The sequence below is a fragment of the Klebsiella michiganensis genome (genome assembly GCF_015139575.1).
Classification (GTDB): domain Bacteria; phylum Pseudomonadota; class Gammaproteobacteria; order Enterobacterales; family Enterobacteriaceae; genus Klebsiella; species Klebsiella michiganensis.
Genome location: NZ_AP022547.1, coordinates 4973634 through 4989923, shown reverse-complemented (window position 1 = coordinate 4989923; position 16290 = coordinate 4973634). Strand labels below are relative to the sequence as shown.

The 16290-nt window shown below is 55.1% G+C and carries 14 protein-coding genes; 11 read left to right on the top strand and 3 right to left on the bottom strand.

Translation table 11 applies throughout. From position 1 onward, the window contains the following. Nucleotide 1: 1 nt before the first annotated feature. The 3 genes from leuB to leuL all read right to left on the bottom strand — a co-directional run bounded on the left by leuB (nt 2) and on the right by leuL (nt 2846). A complete protein-coding gene (gene leuB / locus JLG71_RS23385; protein ID WP_200913847.1) occupies nt 2-1093 on the bottom strand; it encodes a 3-isopropylmalate dehydrogenase in 1092 nt (363 codons plus the stop codon). After that, nucleotides 1093-2664, bottom strand: a complete 1572-nt coding sequence (gene leuA, locus JLG71_RS23380; RefSeq protein ID WP_004098567.1) for a 2-isopropylmalate synthase — start codon at nt 2662-2664, stop codon at nt 1093-1095. Before leuA ends, leuB begins: the two co-directional genes overlap by 1 nt. Before the next feature lie 95 nt (nt 2665-2759). Next, nucleotides 2760-2846 (bottom strand): leu operon leader peptide, encoded by an 87-nt coding sequence (leuL, locus tag JLG71_RS28650; protein WP_009654551.1) that lies wholly within the window; start codon nt 2844-2846, stop codon nt 2760-2762. Between the two features lie 603 nt (nt 2847-3449). Here leuL and leuO point away from each other — a divergent pair. The 11 genes from leuO to mraY all read left to right on the top strand — a co-directional run bounded on the left by leuO (nt 3450) and on the right by mraY (nt 16290). Further along, nucleotides 3450-4418: a transcriptional regulator LeuO gene (gene leuO, locus JLG71_RS23370; RefSeq protein ID WP_086073947.1), complete on the top strand. Its 969-nt coding sequence runs from the start codon at nt 3450-3452 to the stop codon at nt 4416-4418. A gap of 391 nt (nt 4419-4809) precedes the next feature. Then, complete coding sequence (gene ilvI, locus JLG71_RS23365; RefSeq protein WP_025106489.1) at nt 4810-6534, top strand: acetolactate synthase 3 large subunit; 1725 nt, start codon at nt 4810-4812, stop codon at nt 6532-6534. Between the two features lie 2 nt (nt 6535-6536). Further along, nucleotides 6537-7028: an acetolactate synthase small subunit gene (gene ilvN / locus JLG71_RS23360; RefSeq protein ID WP_004098573.1), complete on the top strand. Its 492-nt coding sequence runs from the start codon at nt 6537-6539 to the stop codon at nt 7026-7028. Between the two features lie 180 nt (nt 7029-7208). Continuing rightward, nucleotides 7209-8213: a catabolite repressor/activator gene (gene cra / locus JLG71_RS23355; RefSeq protein WP_200913846.1), complete on the top strand. Its 1005-nt coding sequence runs from the start codon at nt 7209-7211 to the stop codon at nt 8211-8213. A 626-nt stretch (nt 8214-8839) separates the two neighbouring features. Beyond that, a complete protein-coding gene (gene mraZ, locus JLG71_RS23350; RefSeq protein ID WP_009654608.1) occupies nt 8840-9298 on the top strand; it encodes a division/cell wall cluster transcriptional repressor MraZ in 459 nt (152 codons plus the stop codon). Between the two features lies 1 nt (nt 9299). After that, entirely contained in the window at nt 9300-10241 is a 942-nt protein-coding gene (gene rsmH, locus JLG71_RS23345; RefSeq protein ID WP_004098579.1) for a 16S rRNA (cytosine(1402)-N(4))-methyltransferase RsmH, read from the top strand. Next, nucleotides 10238-10603, top strand: coding sequence for a cell division protein FtsL (gene ftsL, locus JLG71_RS23340; protein WP_002888550.1), 366 nt, complete (start codon nt 10238-10240; stop codon nt 10601-10603). The genes rsmH and ftsL overlap by 4 nt, the downstream gene beginning before the upstream one ends. Before the next feature lie 15 nt (nt 10604-10618). Next, on the top strand, nt 10619-12385 hold the full coding sequence (locus tag JLG71_RS23335) for a peptidoglycan glycosyltransferase FtsI (RefSeq protein ID WP_004098582.1): 1767 nt from the start codon (nt 10619-10621) through the stop codon (nt 12383-12385). Further along, entirely contained in the window at nt 12372-13859 is a 1488-nt protein-coding gene (murE, locus tag JLG71_RS23330) for a UDP-N-acetylmuramoyl-L-alanyl-D-glutamate--2,6-diaminopimelate ligase (RefSeq protein WP_071846144.1), read from the top strand. The genes JLG71_RS23335 and murE overlap by 14 nt, the downstream gene beginning before the upstream one ends. Next, nucleotides 13856-15214, top strand: a complete 1359-nt coding sequence (gene murF, locus JLG71_RS23325; RefSeq protein WP_048262406.1) for a UDP-N-acetylmuramoyl-tripeptide--D-alanyl-D-alanine ligase — start codon at nt 13856-13858, stop codon at nt 15212-15214. Before murE ends, murF begins: the two co-directional genes overlap by 4 nt. Further along, a complete protein-coding gene (mraY, locus tag JLG71_RS23320) occupies nt 15208-16290 on the top strand; it encodes a phospho-N-acetylmuramoyl-pentapeptide-transferase (RefSeq protein ID WP_004098585.1) in 1083 nt (360 codons plus the stop codon). Before murF ends, mraY begins: the two co-directional genes overlap by 7 nt.

Sequence of the window (16290 nt, the reverse complement as noted above, 5' to 3'; positions counted from 1 at the left end):
ATTACACCCCTTCAGCGACATAGCGGGCAATGATATCGCCCATTTCATCGGTACTGACCGCCGCCGCGCCGCGCGCTAAATCGCCGGTACGTACGCCTTCTTCTAATGCGCGGTTGATCGCATTTTCAATCGCGCTTGCCGCGTTATCGGCATCCAGGCTATAGCGCAGCAGCAGCGCCAGGGAGAGGATCTGCGCGATGGGGTTAGCGATGTTTTTACCGGCGATATCCGGCGCGGAGCCGCCTGCGGGTTCATATAAACCAAAGCCTTGCTCGTTGAGGCTGGCGGACGGCAGCATGCCCATTGAACCGGTAATCATGGCGCATTCGTCAGACAGGATGTCGCCGAAAAGATTGGAGCACAGCAGGACGTCAAACTGGGACGGATCTTTGATCAGCTGCATGGTGGCGTTGTCGATATACATATGCGACAGCTCAACGTCAGGATACTGCTTACTGACTTCACTAACGATTTCACGCCACAAAATAGAAGACTGCAGCACGTTCGCTTTATCAATCGAGGTCACTTTGTGGCGACGCTTGCGGGCGGACTCGAACGCAATATGGGCGATACGCTCAATCTCAAAGCGATGATACACCTCGGTATCGAACGCTTTCTCATGCTGGCCGCTGCCTTCACGGCCTTTCGGCTGGCCGAAGTAAATGCCGCCGGTCAGTTCGCGGACGCATAAAATGTCGAAGCCGTTAGCGGCGATATCGGCGCGCAGCGGGCAAAACTCTTCCAGGCCCTGGTACAGCTTAGCCGGGCGCAGGTTGCTGAATAATTTGAAATGCTTACGCAGGGGCAGCAGCGCGCCGCGCTCCGGCTGCTCCGCGGGCGGCAGGTGCTCCCATTTCGGTCCGCCAACGGAGCCAAACAGGATCGCGTCGGCCTGTTCGCAGCCTTCGACGGTAGTCTGCGGCAGGGGAGTGCCCTGACGATCGATGGCGACACCGCCGACGTCGTGCTGGCTGGTGGTAATGCGCATATCAAAACGGTGGCGAACGGCTTCCAGTACTTTCATCGCCTGGTTCATGACTTCCGGGCCAATACCATCACCTGGTAAAACAGCAATATGGTAATTCTTCGACATTACACGGTTTCCTTATTGTTCTCTTTATTCTGAGCTTTGCGTTGCAATTCTTTTTCGACTTCAGCGGCGCGCCAGATATTGTTCAGGACGTGAACCATGGCTTTCGCGGAAGATTCCACGATATCCGTCGCCAGACCCACGCCGTGGAAGCGGCGGCCGTTGTAGTTCGCCACGATGTCCACCTGGCCCAGCGCATCCTTACCCTGACCCTTGGCGTTGAGGTCATATTTGACCAGCTCAATCTCATAGCCGGTGATGCGGTTAATGGCCTGATAAATGGCGTCCACCGGGCCGTTACCGTTGGCGGCCTCAGCTTTTGTTTCATCACCGCATGCCAGCTTCACGGAGGCGGTTGCGATATCGCTGGAGCCGGACTGCACGCTGAAGTAATCCAGGCGGAAATGCTCCGGTTCTTCCTGCTGTTTATTAATGAAGGCTAACGCTTCCAGGTCATAGTCAAATACCTGGCCCTTTTTATCCGCCAGCTTGAGGAACGCGTCATACAGATGGTCCATGTTGTAGTCGGTGTCTTTATAGCCCATCTCTTCCATACGGTGTTTCACCGCCGCGCGGCCGGAGCGTGAGGTCAGGTTCAGCTGCACCTGGTTCAGACCGATAGATTCCGGCGTCATGATTTCGTAGTTTTCGCGATTCTTCAGCACGCCGTCCTGGTGAATACCGGAAGAGTGGGCAAAGGCGCCGGTTCCGACGATAGCTTTGTTGGCAGGGATCGGCATATTGCAAATCTGGCTGACGGTCTGGCTGGTACGCCAGATTTCCTGGTGATTAATGCGGGTGTGCACATTCATAATGTCTTTGCGCACTTTAATCGCCATGATCACTTCTTCCAGCGAGCAGTTGCCGGCGCGTTCGCCGATACCGTTCATCGCGCCTTCAACCTGGCGAGCGCCGGCGTGGACCGCTGCGAGGGCGTTACCGACCGCGATGCCTAAGTCGTCATGGGTATGGACGGAGATAATGGCCTTGTCGATGTTAGGCACGCGTTCGTACAAACCGGTGATGATGTTGGCGAATTCGAACGGCATGGTGTAGCCGACGGTATCCGGAATATTGATGGTCGTTGCGCCTGCATTAATCGCGGCTTCAACGACGCGAGCCAGATCGGCAATCGGCGTACGGCCAGCGTCTTCACAGGAAAACTCGACATCGTCAGTGTAGTTGCGTGCGCGCTTCACCATATAGATGGCACGTTCAATAACCTCATCCAGGTTACTGCGCAGCTTGGTGGCGATATGCATCGGCGAGGTGGCGATAAAAGTGTGAATACGGAACGCTTCCGCCACTTTTAATGATTCTGCTGCAACATCGATATCTTTTTCTACGCAGCGGGCCAGGGCGCAAACGCGGCTGTTTTTGATCGTGCGCGCGATGGTTTGCACAGATTCAAAGTCGCCTGGAGACGAGACTGGGAAGCCCACTTCCATGACGTCAACGCCCATCCGCTCCAGGGCCATAGCAATCTGCAGTTTCTCTTTCACACTCAGGCTGGCTTGTAACGCTTGTTCACCGTCGCGTAAGGTCGTATCGAAAATAATGACTTGCTGGCTCATGGTTTAGATCCTTGGTCTGTGTCCTGGCGCCTTGCTTACGAGCATAAAAAAACCCGCGCATTGGCGCGGGTTTTATAGTCTTGCTGGAAGATGACTTAACGATGAACGTCGCCCAACAGCCTACCGCGCAAAATGGATGCGTTTAGTAGTAGTAGGCTGAGAAAGCGAATGCTGCGAATCATTGCGTCATGCTCCAGATGAAATCGTTATGCATTTAGAGTTACTGGATATGGGGTTTGATGTCAACCCTTGGGTGAAGAAAAGGTCTTTTTACCCGCGAGAAGAATTAGCTAATTGTGCTGACGATCGCGCTTTTTTGCCGATGATCCTTTTTAGGACATCAGCGCATGTTGAGATATTTTCACTATTTGATAATTTTGATTTTCGCTGAGAGCCGCAAGGATAGCGCGCCTGGCCAGAATCATATCTTAATGAAATAGCTGAATTTATTTGTTTGCTGAATGTGTCCATGTTTGTAAGGGGGAATTATCAATGATAATAAAATGTGAATGTTAAGGGCAGCTTAAACCGATATTGTAATAGTGCTTAAATTATAGTTAACCGCTGCTGTTATTGTTTATTTTTGATATTTATGGGTACACTTGGTTTTATCAAGTAAACAATATGGTTAGGGGGTTGCGAGTACGTTCAACCGCAGAATTTTCGTCGCCACTCATAACCTTAATATATTCCTAAAATTCATCTTTGCCCTTTTGTAAATGTCATATGCATGGTAAATGATATTTTCAGAATTAATTACTGCACTTTGGCAAAGGGAATTTAGCGTGACAGTGGAGTTAAATATGTTAAAAGAAAATACTGAATATAAGCCGGACTCAGAGGTGGAAAACGCAAAACCTCAGCTGAGAATGGTCGACCTGAATCTGTTAACCGTATTTGATGCGGTAATGCAGGAACAAAATATCACCCGTGCGGCACATTCCCTGGGGATGTCGCAGCCGGCGGTCAGCAATGCCGTATCAAGACTGAAGGTGATGTTTAATGATGAGCTGTTTGTTCGTTATGGGCGCGGCATCCAGCCAACGGCGCGTGCTTATCAGCTATTTGGTTCTGTACGACAGGCATTACAATTAGTGCAGAACGAGTTGCCGGGCTCGGGCTTCGAGCCGCTCAGCAGCGAGCGGGTCTTTAATTTATGCGTTTGCAGCCCGCTGGATAATGCATTGACTTCGGTTATTTTCAATAAAGTTGGCGAGATTGCGCCCAACATTCATTTGGTCTTTAAATCGGCATTGAATCAAAACACGGAACATCAATTACGTTATCAGGAAATTGAATTCGTTATTGGTTATGAAGAGTTTCGTCGCCCTGAGTTTGCCTGCGTGCCTTTATTTAAAGATGAAATGGTGCTGGTGGCGAGCCGGAAACATCCGCGTATTTCTGGCCCAATGATGGAAAATGATATTTATCAGGAGGAGCACGCGGTTGTCGCGCTCGATCGCTACGCTTCATTTAGCCAGCCGTGGTATGACACCGCGGATAAACAATCGCGTATTGCTTATCAAGGTAACGCGATGGTCAGCGTATTAAATGTGGTTTCCCAGACCAATATGGTTGCTATCGCACCGCGCTGGTTAGCCAGCGAGTTTGCCGATAAGCTGGATCTGCAAATATTACCGTTGCCGCTGAAAGTGAATAGCCGTACCTGCTATCTTTCATGGCATGAAGCGGCGGGCCGTGATAAAGGGCATCAGTGGATGGAAGAATTGCTGGTCAATATCTGCCAGCGCTAAACGGTCGCGATACAAACGGGGGCTTCGGCTCCTGCTTTGTGTGACAAAAATCACTAAACGTAGAATTTTATTCTGTTTGCGCTTGTCCGCCCCCGGCGCTGCCCGTTAAAAAATGGATGATTTGCTGTAGTTGGTTATTTTCCCCGAGCATTGACTATCATATTTTCTTATCTCCGAAGTTTTTCACCGTGTTTTAGCTGCGAACCTTTCTTTTATCCTTTTAATGCCTCTTAGGTGCCGACGGTCGCCAATTGCCTGCCCGTTAGCGAGCAGTTATGGTAACGGCATGCAGTCTATTCACCTCAGGACGAAGCTTTTGCGCTTCGTCTTGTGCGAGCGCGCGGAAATCGGATTCCGCTGTCGTTAAAAACTATAAGCCGGGAGGCAAACCATGGAGATGTTGTCAGGAGCCGAAATGGTCGTCCAGTCGCTGGTCGATCAGGGCGTCAAGCAGGTGTTCGGTTATCCCGGGGGCGCGGTCCTCGATATCTATGATGCGTTACATACCCTTGGCGGAATCGATCACGTACTGGTCCGCCATGAGCAAGCTGCCGTGCATATGGCGGATGGCCTTGCGCGCGCAACGGGCGAGGTCGGGGTAGTCCTGGTGACCTCGGGTCCGGGGGCGACTAACGCGATTACCGGCATTGCGACGGCTTATATGGATTCCATTCCGCTGGTGATTCTTTCCGGCCAGGTCGCGACGTCCTTAATTGGCTACGATGCTTTCCAGGAGTGCGACATGGTGGGGATCTCCCGACCGGTGGTAAAACACAGCTTTCTGGTTAAGCAAACCGAAGATATTCCCGGCGTGCTGAAAAAAGCGTTCTGGCTGGCGGCCAGCGGGCGTCCCGGCCCGGTCGTCGTGGATCTACCGAAAGATATTCTCAATCCGGCGAAAAAACTGCCGTACGCCTGGCCAGATACGGTCAGCATGCGCTCTTATAATCCGACGACGTCGGGTCATAAAGGGCAGATTAAACGTGCGCTGCAGACGCTGGTGGCGGCCAAAAAACCGGTGGTTTACGTCGGTGGCGGGGCGATTAATGCGCAATGTGAACCGCAGCTGTTCGCGCTGGTTGAGAAACTGAAGCTGCCGGTGGCGTCTTCGCTGATGGGGCTGGGCGCCTTCCCTGCCTCGCACCAGCAGGCGTTAGGGATGCTGGGCATGCATGGGACCTATGAAGCCAATATGACCATGCACCATTCCGACGTGATTTTCGCCGTCGGCGTGCGCTTCGACGATCGTACAACGAATAATCTGGCCAGGTACTGTCCGAACGCGACGGTGCTGCATATTGATATCGATCCCACTTCGATATCCAAGACCGTTCCTGCCGACGTGCCTATCGTTGGCGACGCCCGCCTGGTACTGGAACAGATGCTGGAACTGCTCGACCATGAAGAGACGCAGCAGCCGCTGGATGAAATCCGCGACTGGTGGCAGCAGATTGAGCAGTGGCGCGCGCGTCATTGCCTGCAGTACGACACGCAAAGCGGCAAGATTAAACCGCAGGCGGTAATTGAGACCATCTGGCGGCTGACGCACGGCGATGCGTACGTGACGTCCGATGTGGGTCAGCATCAAATGTTCGCGGCGCTTTATTATCCTTTCGACAAACCGCGGCGCTGGATCAACTCAGGTGGTCTGGGAACGATGGGATTTGGCCTTCCCGCCGCGCTGGGCGTGAAGATGGCGCTGCCGGAAGAAACGGTGATTTGCGTGACCGGCGATGGCAGCATCCAGATGAATATTCAGGAGCTCTCCACCGCGCTGCAGTACGAGCTGCCGGTGCTGGTGCTGAACCTCAATAACCGCTACCTCGGGATGGTGAAGCAGTGGCAGGATATGCTTTACTCTGGCCGTCATTCACAATCCTATATGGAGTCATTGCCTGATTTTGCTCGCGTCGCGGAAGCCTACGGCCACGTGGGGATTCGTATCAGCGACCCGCAGGAGCTGGAAGCGAAGCTCGCTGAGGCGCTGGAGCAGGTGCGTAATAATCGACTGGTTTTCGTTGATGTAACGGTTGACGGCAGTGAGCATGTATACCCCATGCAGATTCGCGGCGGCGGTATGGACGAGATGTGGCTGAGCAAAACGGAGAGGACCTGATTATGCGCCGGATATTATCAGTATTACTGGAGAACGAATCGGGCGCGCTATCCCGCGTGATCGGCCTCTTTTCACAGCGCGGTTATAATATTGAAAGCCTGACGGTAGCGCCGACGGACGATCCGACGTTATCCAGAATGACGATTCAAACCGTTGGCGATGAGAAAGCGATTGAGCAGATAGAAAAGCAGCTGCACAAGCTGGTAGACGTGCTGCGCGTTAACGAGCTCGGACAAGGCGCGCACGTTGAGCGTGAAATTATGCTGGTGAAGGTCCAGGCCAGCGGCTATGGACGCGATGAGGTCAAGCGCAATACGGAAATCTTCCGTGGGCAAATTATCGACGTCACGCCGTCTATCTATACCGTTCAGCTGGCGGGAACCAGCGATAAGCTGGATGCGTTTTTGGCTTCGCTGCGCGACGTGGCGCGAATTGTTGAAGTCGCCCGCTCGGGCGTAGTCGGATTGTCGCGCGGCGACAAAATCATGCGCTGAGCCGCTGAAACCGACGTAAAAATAGCCCGACACAGCCTGTCGGGCTATTTTTTTGCGAAATCGGTGGGAACTGTGGACTAAAGCGGTTGCTGCGCTTACTTTTCTGCGCTTAGATGTTATAAAAACGAATCCATACCTGAAGAATGGTTATGTTCTGTACTTATTACCCAAGGGGCAATTGTGAAACTGGATGAAATCGCCCGGCTGGCCGGTGTCTCGCGAACGACCGCTAGCTATGTGATTAATGGGAAAGCGAAGCAGTATCGCGTTAGCGATAAAACTGTTGAAAAGGTGATGGCGGTGGTTCGTGAGCACAACTATCATCCGAATGCGGTTGCTGCAGGCTTGCGTGCAGGACGTACGCGGTCCATTGGTCTGGTTATCCCGGACCTGGAAAACACCAGCTATACGCGCATCGCTAATTACCTGGAGCGTCAGGCGCGCCAGCGCGGCTATCAGCTATTGATCGCCTGCTCCGAGGATCAGCCGGATAACGAAATGCGCTGCATTGAGCATCTGCTGCAGCGTCAGGTCGACGCGATAATCGTTTCCACCTCATTACCGCCTGAACATCCGTTCTATCAGCGCTGGGCTAACGATCCGTTCCCGATTGTCGCGCTCGACCGCGCGCTCGATCGAGAGCACTTCACCAGCGTGGTGGGCGCCGATCAGGACGATGCTGAAATGCTCGGTGCGGAATTGCGTAAGTTTCCGGCTGAAACGGTGCTGTACCTTGGCGCGCTGCCGGAGCTTTCGGTGAGCTTCCTGCGCGAGCAGGGATTCCGTACGGCATGGAAGGACGATCCGCGAGAGGTGCATTTCCTCTATGCAAACAGCTACGAGCGCGAAGCCGCGGCGCAGCTCTTTGAAAAGTGGCTGGAAACGCATCCAATGCCTCAGGCGCTGTTTACGACTTCGTTTCCGCTACTGCAGGGCGTGATGGACATCACGCTGCGCCGGGAAGGGAAGCTGCCTTCCGAGCTGGCTATTGCCACTTTTGGCGATAATGAGCTGCTGGATTTCCTCCAGTGTCCCGTTTTAGCCGTGGCCCAGCGCCACCGCGACGTGGCGGAGCGCGTGCTGGAGATCGTGCTCGCCAGCCTTGATGAACCGCGTAAGCCGAAACCAGGGTTAAGCCGTATCCGGCGCAATCTTTATCGTCGCGGCAGCCTGAATCGCCGCTAAGCGCGTGACCAGGATTATTCGTAGAGCATTCGCCAGACGGAGACGCGTCTGGCGATAATCCGCTGAGATGACGTAAAAATTGCAGGGTTAAGGATCTTTCAGACAAATCCTTAATCTTCCTGACATCTCTTTTAATTTTATTCTTCGTGCCATTTATTCCACGGTTTAATTAGCCCATAAAAGGATTAGCGTATTTATTTGTATTATTTTGTTACATTCAGCGGGTGAGTTGCTGAATTAACACTCATTTCCTCGCTATTATGGTAGCGATAAGCGCTGTACCCCGCAGTAAGAGTGCCTCTCCTGTGAAAACTGGTGCTGTTAACGGTCATCAGAATGGCCTAAAATGCCGCTCGCGTCGCAAACTGACACTTTATATTTTCCCTTCGAAGATATTTTGCTGCTTTAACTGTTACAAGTTTGTTGGTTGTTTTCTTACCGATATTCATAACGTTAATTTGCCTCGTTTGTTGGTTGATTTTTCCTCAGGGCGAATATCGGCTGTAAATAATGGGTTTTTGAGCTCTGTTGGCATCCGTGCTGGCTTGACAAGCTTTTCCTCCGCTCCGTAAACTCCTTCTTGTGGGAATTTGTGGGGTAAAGTGGCGAAAAGGGGTGAGGCTGGCATGTTCCGTGGGGCAACGTTAGTCAATCTCGACAGTAAAGGCCGTCTGGCCGTACCGACGCGCTACCGCGACGGGCTGATCGAGAACGCTTCCGGTCAATTGGTATGCACCATTGACATCCATCACCCGTGCCTGCTGCTTTACCCTTTGCCTGAATGGGAAATCATCGAGCAAAAATTATCGCGTTTATCGAGCATGAACCCCACCGAGCGGCGCGTACAGCGTTTGCTTCTGGGACATGCCAGCGAATGTCAGATGGATAGCGCCGGGAGGCTATTAATCGCCCCGGTGCTGCGGCAACACGCCGGGCTGACAAAAGAAGTGATGCTGGTCGGGCAGTTCAATAAGTTTGAGCTGTGGGACGAAACGACCTGGTATCAACGGGTCAAGGAAGATATCGACGCTGAGCAGTCCGCTTCCGGGGAACTGTCGGAGCGCCTGCAGGATTTGTCTTTGTAAAATGATGGAAAATTATAAACACACTACGGTACTTCTGGATGAAGCCGTTAATGGCCTGAATATTCGTCCTGACGGTATCTACATTGATGGTACCTTTGGCCGCGGCGGCCACTCGCGCCTGATTCTCTCCCAGCTGGGAGCGGAGGGACGCCTGCTGGCGATCGATCGCGACCCGCAGGCTATCGCCGTCGCGAAAACTATCGATGATCCCCGCTTTTCCATCGTTCATGGTCCTTTTTCTCAGCTGGCCGACTATGTTGGCGAGCGCAATCTAACCGGCAAGATCGACGGTATTCTGCTCGATCTTGGCGTCTCCTCACCGCAGCTGGATGACGCTGAACGTGGCTTCTCTTTTATGCGCGATGGTCCGCTGGATATGCGCATGGATCCGACGCGCGGCCAGTCAGCCGCTGAATGGCTACAAACCGCCGACGAAGCCGATATCGCCTGGGTCATCAAAACCTTCGGCGAAGAGCGCTTTGGTAAACGCATTGCCCGCGCCATCGTTGAACGCAACCGCGTGGAACCGATGACGCGTACCAAAGAGCTGGCGGAGGTCGTTGCGGCGGCGACGCCGGTGAAAGATAAATTCAAACATCCCGCGACCCGTACCTTCCAGGCGGTGCGCATTTGGGTGAACAGTGAACTGGAGGAGATAGAGCAGGCGCTAAAAAGCTCGCTCAGCGTGCTGGCCCCGGGCGGGCGGCTCTCAATCATCAGTTTCCACTCGCTGGAAGACCGTATTGTGAAGCGCTTTATGCGCGAGCAAAGCCGCGGTCCGCAGGTTCCGGCAGGGTTACCGATGACCGAAGAGCAGCTTAAAAAACTGGGCGGCCGTGAGCTAAGAGCATTAGGCAAGTTGATGCCGGGCGAAAAAGAGGTAGCTGAAAATCCTCGTGCCCGTAGTTCAGTTCTGCGTATTGCAGAGAGGACGAACGCATGATCGGCAGAGTGACAGAAGCCCTAAGCAAGGTGAAAGGGTCGATAGGAAGCAACGAGCGCCATGCTTTGCCTGGCGTGATCGGAGACGACCTTCTGCGGTTTGGGAAGCTGCCACTCTGCCTGTTCATTTGCATCATTATTACGGCGATTACGGTGGTGACAACGGCGCACCATACTCGCCTCTTAACCGCGCAGCGCGAACAGCTGGTGCTGGAACGCGACGCGCTGGATATTGAATGGCGCAACCTGATCCTCGAAGAAAATGCTCTCGGCGATCACAGTCGGGTTGAGCGGATCGCGACCGAGAAGCTGCAGATGCAGCACGTCGATCCATCACAAGAAAATATCGTTGTACAGAAATAAGGATTATTGCGACGCATGAAAGCAGCGCCGAAAACGCCAAAAGCAAAACGTCAGGAAGAACAGGCCAACTTTATCAGTTGGCGTTTTGCGTTGCTGTGCGGCTGTATTCTGCTGGCGCTGGGCTTCCTGCTGGGCCGCGTGGCCTGGCTACAGGTGATTAGCCCGGACATGCTGGTACGCCAGGGCGATATGCGTTCTCTGCGCGTGCAGGAAGTCTCTACCGCGCGCGGAATGATAACCGATCGTTCCGGCCGCCCGCTGGCGGTGAGCGTGCCGGTAAAAGCTATCTGGGCTGACCCGAAAGAGCTGCATGAAGCCGGGGGCGTGACCCTGGATAACCGCTGGAAGGCGCTGGCCGATGCGCTGAATATGCCGCTGGATCAGCTGGCATCGCGCATCAATACCAATCCACGGATGCGTTTTATCTATCTGGCGCGTCAGGTGAACCCTGATATGGCCGACTACATCCGTAAATTGAAGCTGCCGGGGATTCATCTGCGGGAAGAGTCCCGCCGCTACTATCCGTCTGGCGAAGTAACCGCTCACCTCATTGGCTTCACTAACGTCGATAGCCAGGGGATTGAGGGCGTAGAGAAGAGCTTTGATAAGTGGCTTACCGGCCAGCCCGGCGAGCGTATCGTGCGTAAAGACCGCTATGGTCGGGTAATCGAAGATATTTCGTCCACCGATAGCCAGGCCGCGCATAACCTGGCGCTGAGCATTGACGAACGCCTGCAGGCGCTGGTGTATCGCGAGCTGAATAATGCGGTGGCGTTCAACAAAGCGGAGTCAGGTACCGCGGTTCTGGTCGACGTTAACACCGGCGAAGTGCTGGCGATGGCCAACAGCCCGTCGTACAACCCGAATAATTTCGCGGGCACCTCCAAAGATACGATGCGTAACCGCGCCATCACCGACGTGTTTGAGCCGGGCTCAACGGTGAAGCCGATGGTGGTGATGACGGCGCTTCAGCGCGGCATTGTTAACGAAAATACCGTACTGAACACCATTCCCTATCGAATTAACGGCCACGAAATCAAAGACGTGGCGCGCTACAGCGAATTGACCCTGACCGGGGTACTACAGAAGTCGAGTAACGTCGGTGTTTCTAAGCTGGCGTTAGCGATGCCGTCCTCAGCGTTAGTAGATACTTACTCACGTTTTGGACTCGGAAAAGCGACCAATTTGGGGTTGGTCGGAGAACGCAGTGGCTTATACCCTCAAAAACAACGGTGGTCTGACATAGAGAGGGCCACCTTTTCTTTCGGCTATGGGCTAATGGTAACCCCGTTACAGTTAGCGCGAGTCTACGCAACGATCGGCAGCTACGGCATATATCGCCCGCTGTCGATTACCAAAGTTGATCCACCGGTTCCGGGCGAGCGCGTCTTCCCGGAATCACTCGTTCGTACCGTTGTTCATATGATGGAAAGCGTGGCGCTGCCCGGCGGCGGCGGCGTGAAGGCGGCGATCAAAGGCTATCGCATCGCCATTAAAACCGGTACGGCGAAAAAAGTAGGGCCCGACGGCCGCTACATCAACAAATACATTGCTTACACCGCAGGCGTTGCGCCCGCCAGCCATCCGCGCTTTGCGCTGGTGGTGGTGATCAACGATCCGCAGGCGGGTAAATACTACGGCGGCGCCGTTTCCGCGCCGGTCTTCGGTGCCATCATGGGAGGCGTACTGCGCACCATGAACATTGAACCGGATGCGCTGGCAACGGCTGAAAAAAGTGAATTAGTGATTAATCAAGGCGAGGGAACAGGTGGCAGATCGTAATTTGCGCGACCTTCTCGCTCCGTGGGTGCCAAATGCGCCGGAGCGAATTCTGCGAGAAATGACGCTGGACAGCCGGGTGGCTGCTTCTGGCGATCTTTTTGTCGCGGTTTTAGGTCATCAGGCGGACGGGCGTCGTTATATCCCGCAGGCGATAGCGCAAGGTGTTGCTGCCATTATTGCTGAGGCCAAAGATGAGGCCCATGACGGCGAAATCCGTGAAATGCACGGTGTGCCGGTTATCTATCTGAGCCAACTCAACGAGCGCTTATCCGCGCTGGCCGGGCGTTTTTACCATCAGCCTTCGGAACAACTGCGCCTGGTGGGCGTCACCGGGACTAACGGCAAGACCACCACGACACAGCTGCTGGCGCAGTGGGCGCAGCTGCTGGGGGAAACCAGCGCGGTAATGGGAACCGTAGGCAATGGCCTGCTGGAGAAAGTTATCCCAACGGAAAACACCACCGGTTCGGCCGTTGATGTTCAACACGTACTCTCTGGCCTGGCAGGGCAGGGGGCGACGTTCGCCGCGATGGAAGTCTCTTCCCACGGGCTGGTGCAGCATCGCGTAGCCGCGCTGCAGTTTGCCGCCTCGGTCTTCACCAACCTGAGCCGCGATCACCTCGATTACCACGGTGATATGGAACATTACGAAGCGGCGAAATGGCTGCTCTACTCAACCCACCATTGCGGGCAGGCGATTGTTAATGCGGACGATGAAGTCGGTCGCCGCTGGCTGGCGAAGCTGCCGGATGCGGTTGCCGTATCGATGGAAGATCACATTAACCCGAACTGCCGGGGCCGCTGGCTCAAAGCGACCGCCGTGAGCTATCACGATAGCGGCGCCACCATTCAGTTTGCCTCCAGCTGGGGGAACGGCGAGATCGAAAGCCGCCTGATGGGCGCCTTTAACGTCAGCAATCTGCTGCTGGCCTTAGCCACCCTGCTGGCGCTAGGCTATCCGCTTGCCGATCTGCTGAAAACCGCCGCGCGCCTGCAGCCGGTATGCGGGCGTATGGAAGTGTTCGCCGCGCCGGGTAAACCGACCGTGGTCGTTGATTATGCCCACACGCCTGATGCGCTGGAAAAAGCGCTGCAGGCGGCGCGTCTGCACTGTCGCGGTAAACTGTGGTGCGTATTTGGCTGCGGCGGGGATCGCGACAAAGGCAAGCGTCCGCTGATGGGCGCTATCGCCGAAGAGTTTGCTGATATCGTGGTTGTCACCGACGACAACCCGCGCACCGAAGAGCCGCGGGCGATTATCAACGACATTCTGGCCGGCATGCTGGACGCGGGCCATGCCAGGGCGGTGGAAGGTCGTGCGGAAGCGGTCACTAATGCGGTGATGCAGGCGAAAGAAAACGACGTCGTTCTGGTGGCGGGCAAAGGCCACGAGGACTATCAAATCGTCGGCAATCGCCGACTCGATTACTCTGACCGCGTCACCGTAGCGCGTCTGCTGGGGGCGGTAGCATGATTCGCTTGACTCTCAGCCAGCTCGCCGGCATCACGCATGGCGAGCTGCACGGCCGCGATGTGGCGATTGATGACGTCACCTCCGATACCCGTAAAATCACGGCGGGCTGCCTGTTCGTGGCGCTAAAAGGCGAGCGCTTTGATGCGCATGACTTTGCCGAACAGGCGAAAGCTGCCGGCGCGGGCGCGCTGTTGGTCAGCCGTCATCTGGCCTGCGATCTACCGCAGGTGGTGGTGAAGGATACGCGTCTGGCGTTTGGCGAACTGGCCGCGTGGGTGCGTCAGCAGGTGCCGGCGCGCGTGGTCGCGCTGACCGGATCTTCCGGAAAAACCTCGGTTAAAGAGATGACCGCGGCGATTCTGAGCCAGTGCGGCAATACGCTGTATACCGCAGGTAACCTGAACAACGATATCGGCGTGCCGATGACGCTGCTGCGTCTTACCAAAGAACATGACTACGCGGTCATCGAGTTAGGCGCTAATCACCAGGGGGAAATTGCCTGGACCGTTAGCCTGACCCGTCCCGAAGCCGCGTTAGTGAATAACCTGGCCGCCGCGCACCTGGAAGGATTTGGCTCTCTGGAAGGCGTGGCGAAAGCCAAGGGCGAAATTTACACCGGTCTGCCGCTCAACGGCATCGCGATTATGAACGCCGACAATAATGACTGGCTGAACTGGCAAAGCGTGATTGGCGAGCGTAAAACCTGGCGTTTTTCGCCGAACGCCGCCCACAGCGATTTCACGGCAACCAGCGTTCATGTGACCTCGCACGGGACTGAATTTACTCTGCAGACCCCAACGGGCAGCGTTGATGTACTGCTACCGCTGCCGGGGCGCCATAACATCGCCAACGCGCTGGCTGCCGCGGCGCTGTCAATGGCGGTGGGGGCGACGCATGAGGCGATCAAAGCGGGTCTGAAAGATCTGAAAGCGGTACCGGGGCGGCTATTCCCGATTCAGCTGACCGACAGCCAGCTGCTGCTGGATGATTCCTATAACGCCAACGTCGGCTCGCTGACCGCTGCGGTACAGGTGCTGTCTGAGATGCCGGGCTACCGGGTACTGGTCGTCGGCGATATGGCCGAACTCGGCGCGGAAAGCCAGGCGTGCCATCGTCAGGTGGGCGAAGCGGCAAAAGCGGCCGGGCTCGATCGCGTACTGAGCGTCGGTACGTTGAGCGCAGAGATCAGCGGCGCCAGCGGCATTGGCGAACATTTTAGCGAGAAGGCCGCGCTGGTGACCCGCCTGCGCGAGCTCACCGCAGAACATAAAATTATGACCATTTTAGTGAAGGGTTCACGTAGTGCCGCCATGGAAGTGGTAGTACGCGCATTACAGGAGAACGGAACATGTTAGTATGGCTGGCCGAACATTTGGTCAAATATTATTCAGGCTTTAACGTCTTTTCCTACCTGACGTTTCGCGCCATTGTCAGCCTGCTGACCGCGCTGTTCATCTCTCTGTGGATGGGCCCGCGCATGATCGCCCGTCTGCAAAAACTCTCCTTTGGCCAGGTTGTACGTAACGATGGCCCGGAATCTCACTTTAGTAAGCGCGGTACGCCGACCATGGGCGGGATCATGATCCTGACCGCCATTGTTGTCTCCGTTCTGCTGTGGGCCTATCCATCTAACCCCTACGTCTGGTGCGTGCTGACGGTACTGGTGGGCTACGGCATCATCGGCTTCGTTGATGACTACCGTAAGGTGGTTCGCAAAGATACCAAGGGCCTGATTGCCCGCTGGAAATACTTCTGGATGTCGGTGATTGCGCTGGGCGTCGCCTTTGCGCTGTATATGGCGGGTAAAGATACGCCGGCGACTCAGCTGGTGGTGCCGTTCTTTAAAGACGTGATGCCGCAGCTGGGCCTGTTCTACGTCCTGCTGGCCTATTTTGTTATCGTCGGGACCGGTAATGCGGTCAACCTGACCGACGGCCTTGATGGGCTGGCGATTATGCCAACCGTATTCGTTGCCGCCGGCTTCGCGCTGGTTGCCTGGGCGACCGGGAACATGAATTTCGCCAACTACCTGCATATCCCTTATTTGCGTCACGCCGGTGAACTGGTGATCGTCTGTACGGCGATTGTCGGCGCGGGCCTGGGCTTCCTGTGGTTTAACACCTATCCGGCACAGGTCTTTATGGGCGATGTGGGTTCGCTGGCACTCGGCGGCGCGCTGGGGATTATCGCCGTGCTGCTGCGCCAGGAATTCCTGCTGGTGATTATGGGCGGCGTATTTGTGGTGGAAACGCTCTCGGTGATTCTGCAGGTCGGCTCCTTCAAGCTGCGCGGTCAGCGCATCTTCCGCATGGCGCCGATTCACCATCACTATGAACTGAAAGGCTGGCCGGAACCGCGCGTTATCGTGCGTTTCTGGATTATTTCGCTGATGCTGGTGCTGATTGGCCTGGCGACGCTGAAGGTACGTTAA

Bases quoted from the DNA above. Each gene is read 5' to 3' on its own strand.
- leuB (WP_200913847.1), bottom strand. From the start codon at position 1,093: ATGTCGAAGAATTACCATATTGCTGTTTTACCAGGTGATGGTATTGGC.
- leuA (WP_004098567.1), bottom strand. From the start codon at position 2,664: ATGAGCCAGCAAGTCATTATTTTCGATACGACCTTACGCGACGGTGAA.
- leuL (WP_009654551.1), bottom strand. From the start codon at position 2,846: ATGATTCGCAGCATTCGCTTTCTCAGCCTACTACTACTAAACGCATCC.
- ilvI (WP_025106489.1), top strand. From the start codon at position 4,810: ATGGAGATGTTGTCAGGAGCCGAAATGGTCGTCCAGTCGCTGGTCGAT.
- ilvN (WP_004098573.1), top strand. From the start codon at position 6,537: ATGCGCCGGATATTATCAGTATTACTGGAGAACGAATCGGGCGCGCTA.
- mraZ (WP_009654608.1), top strand. From the start codon at position 8,840: ATGTTCCGTGGGGCAACGTTAGTCAATCTCGACAGTAAAGGCCGTCTG.
- rsmH (WP_004098579.1), top strand. From the start codon at position 9,300: ATGATGGAAAATTATAAACACACTACGGTACTTCTGGATGAAGCCGTT.
- ftsL (WP_002888550.1), top strand. From the start codon at position 10,238: ATGATCGGCAGAGTGACAGAAGCCCTAAGCAAGGTGAAAGGGTCGATA.
- JLG71_RS23335 (WP_004098582.1), top strand. From the start codon at position 10,619: ATGAAAGCAGCGCCGAAAACGCCAAAAGCAAAACGTCAGGAAGAACAG.
- murF (WP_048262406.1), top strand. From the start codon at position 13,856: ATGATTCGCTTGACTCTCAGCCAGCTCGCCGGCATCACGCATGGCGAG.
- mraY (WP_004098585.1), top strand. From the start codon at position 15,208: ATGTTAGTATGGCTGGCCGAACATTTGGTCAAATATTATTCAGGCTTT.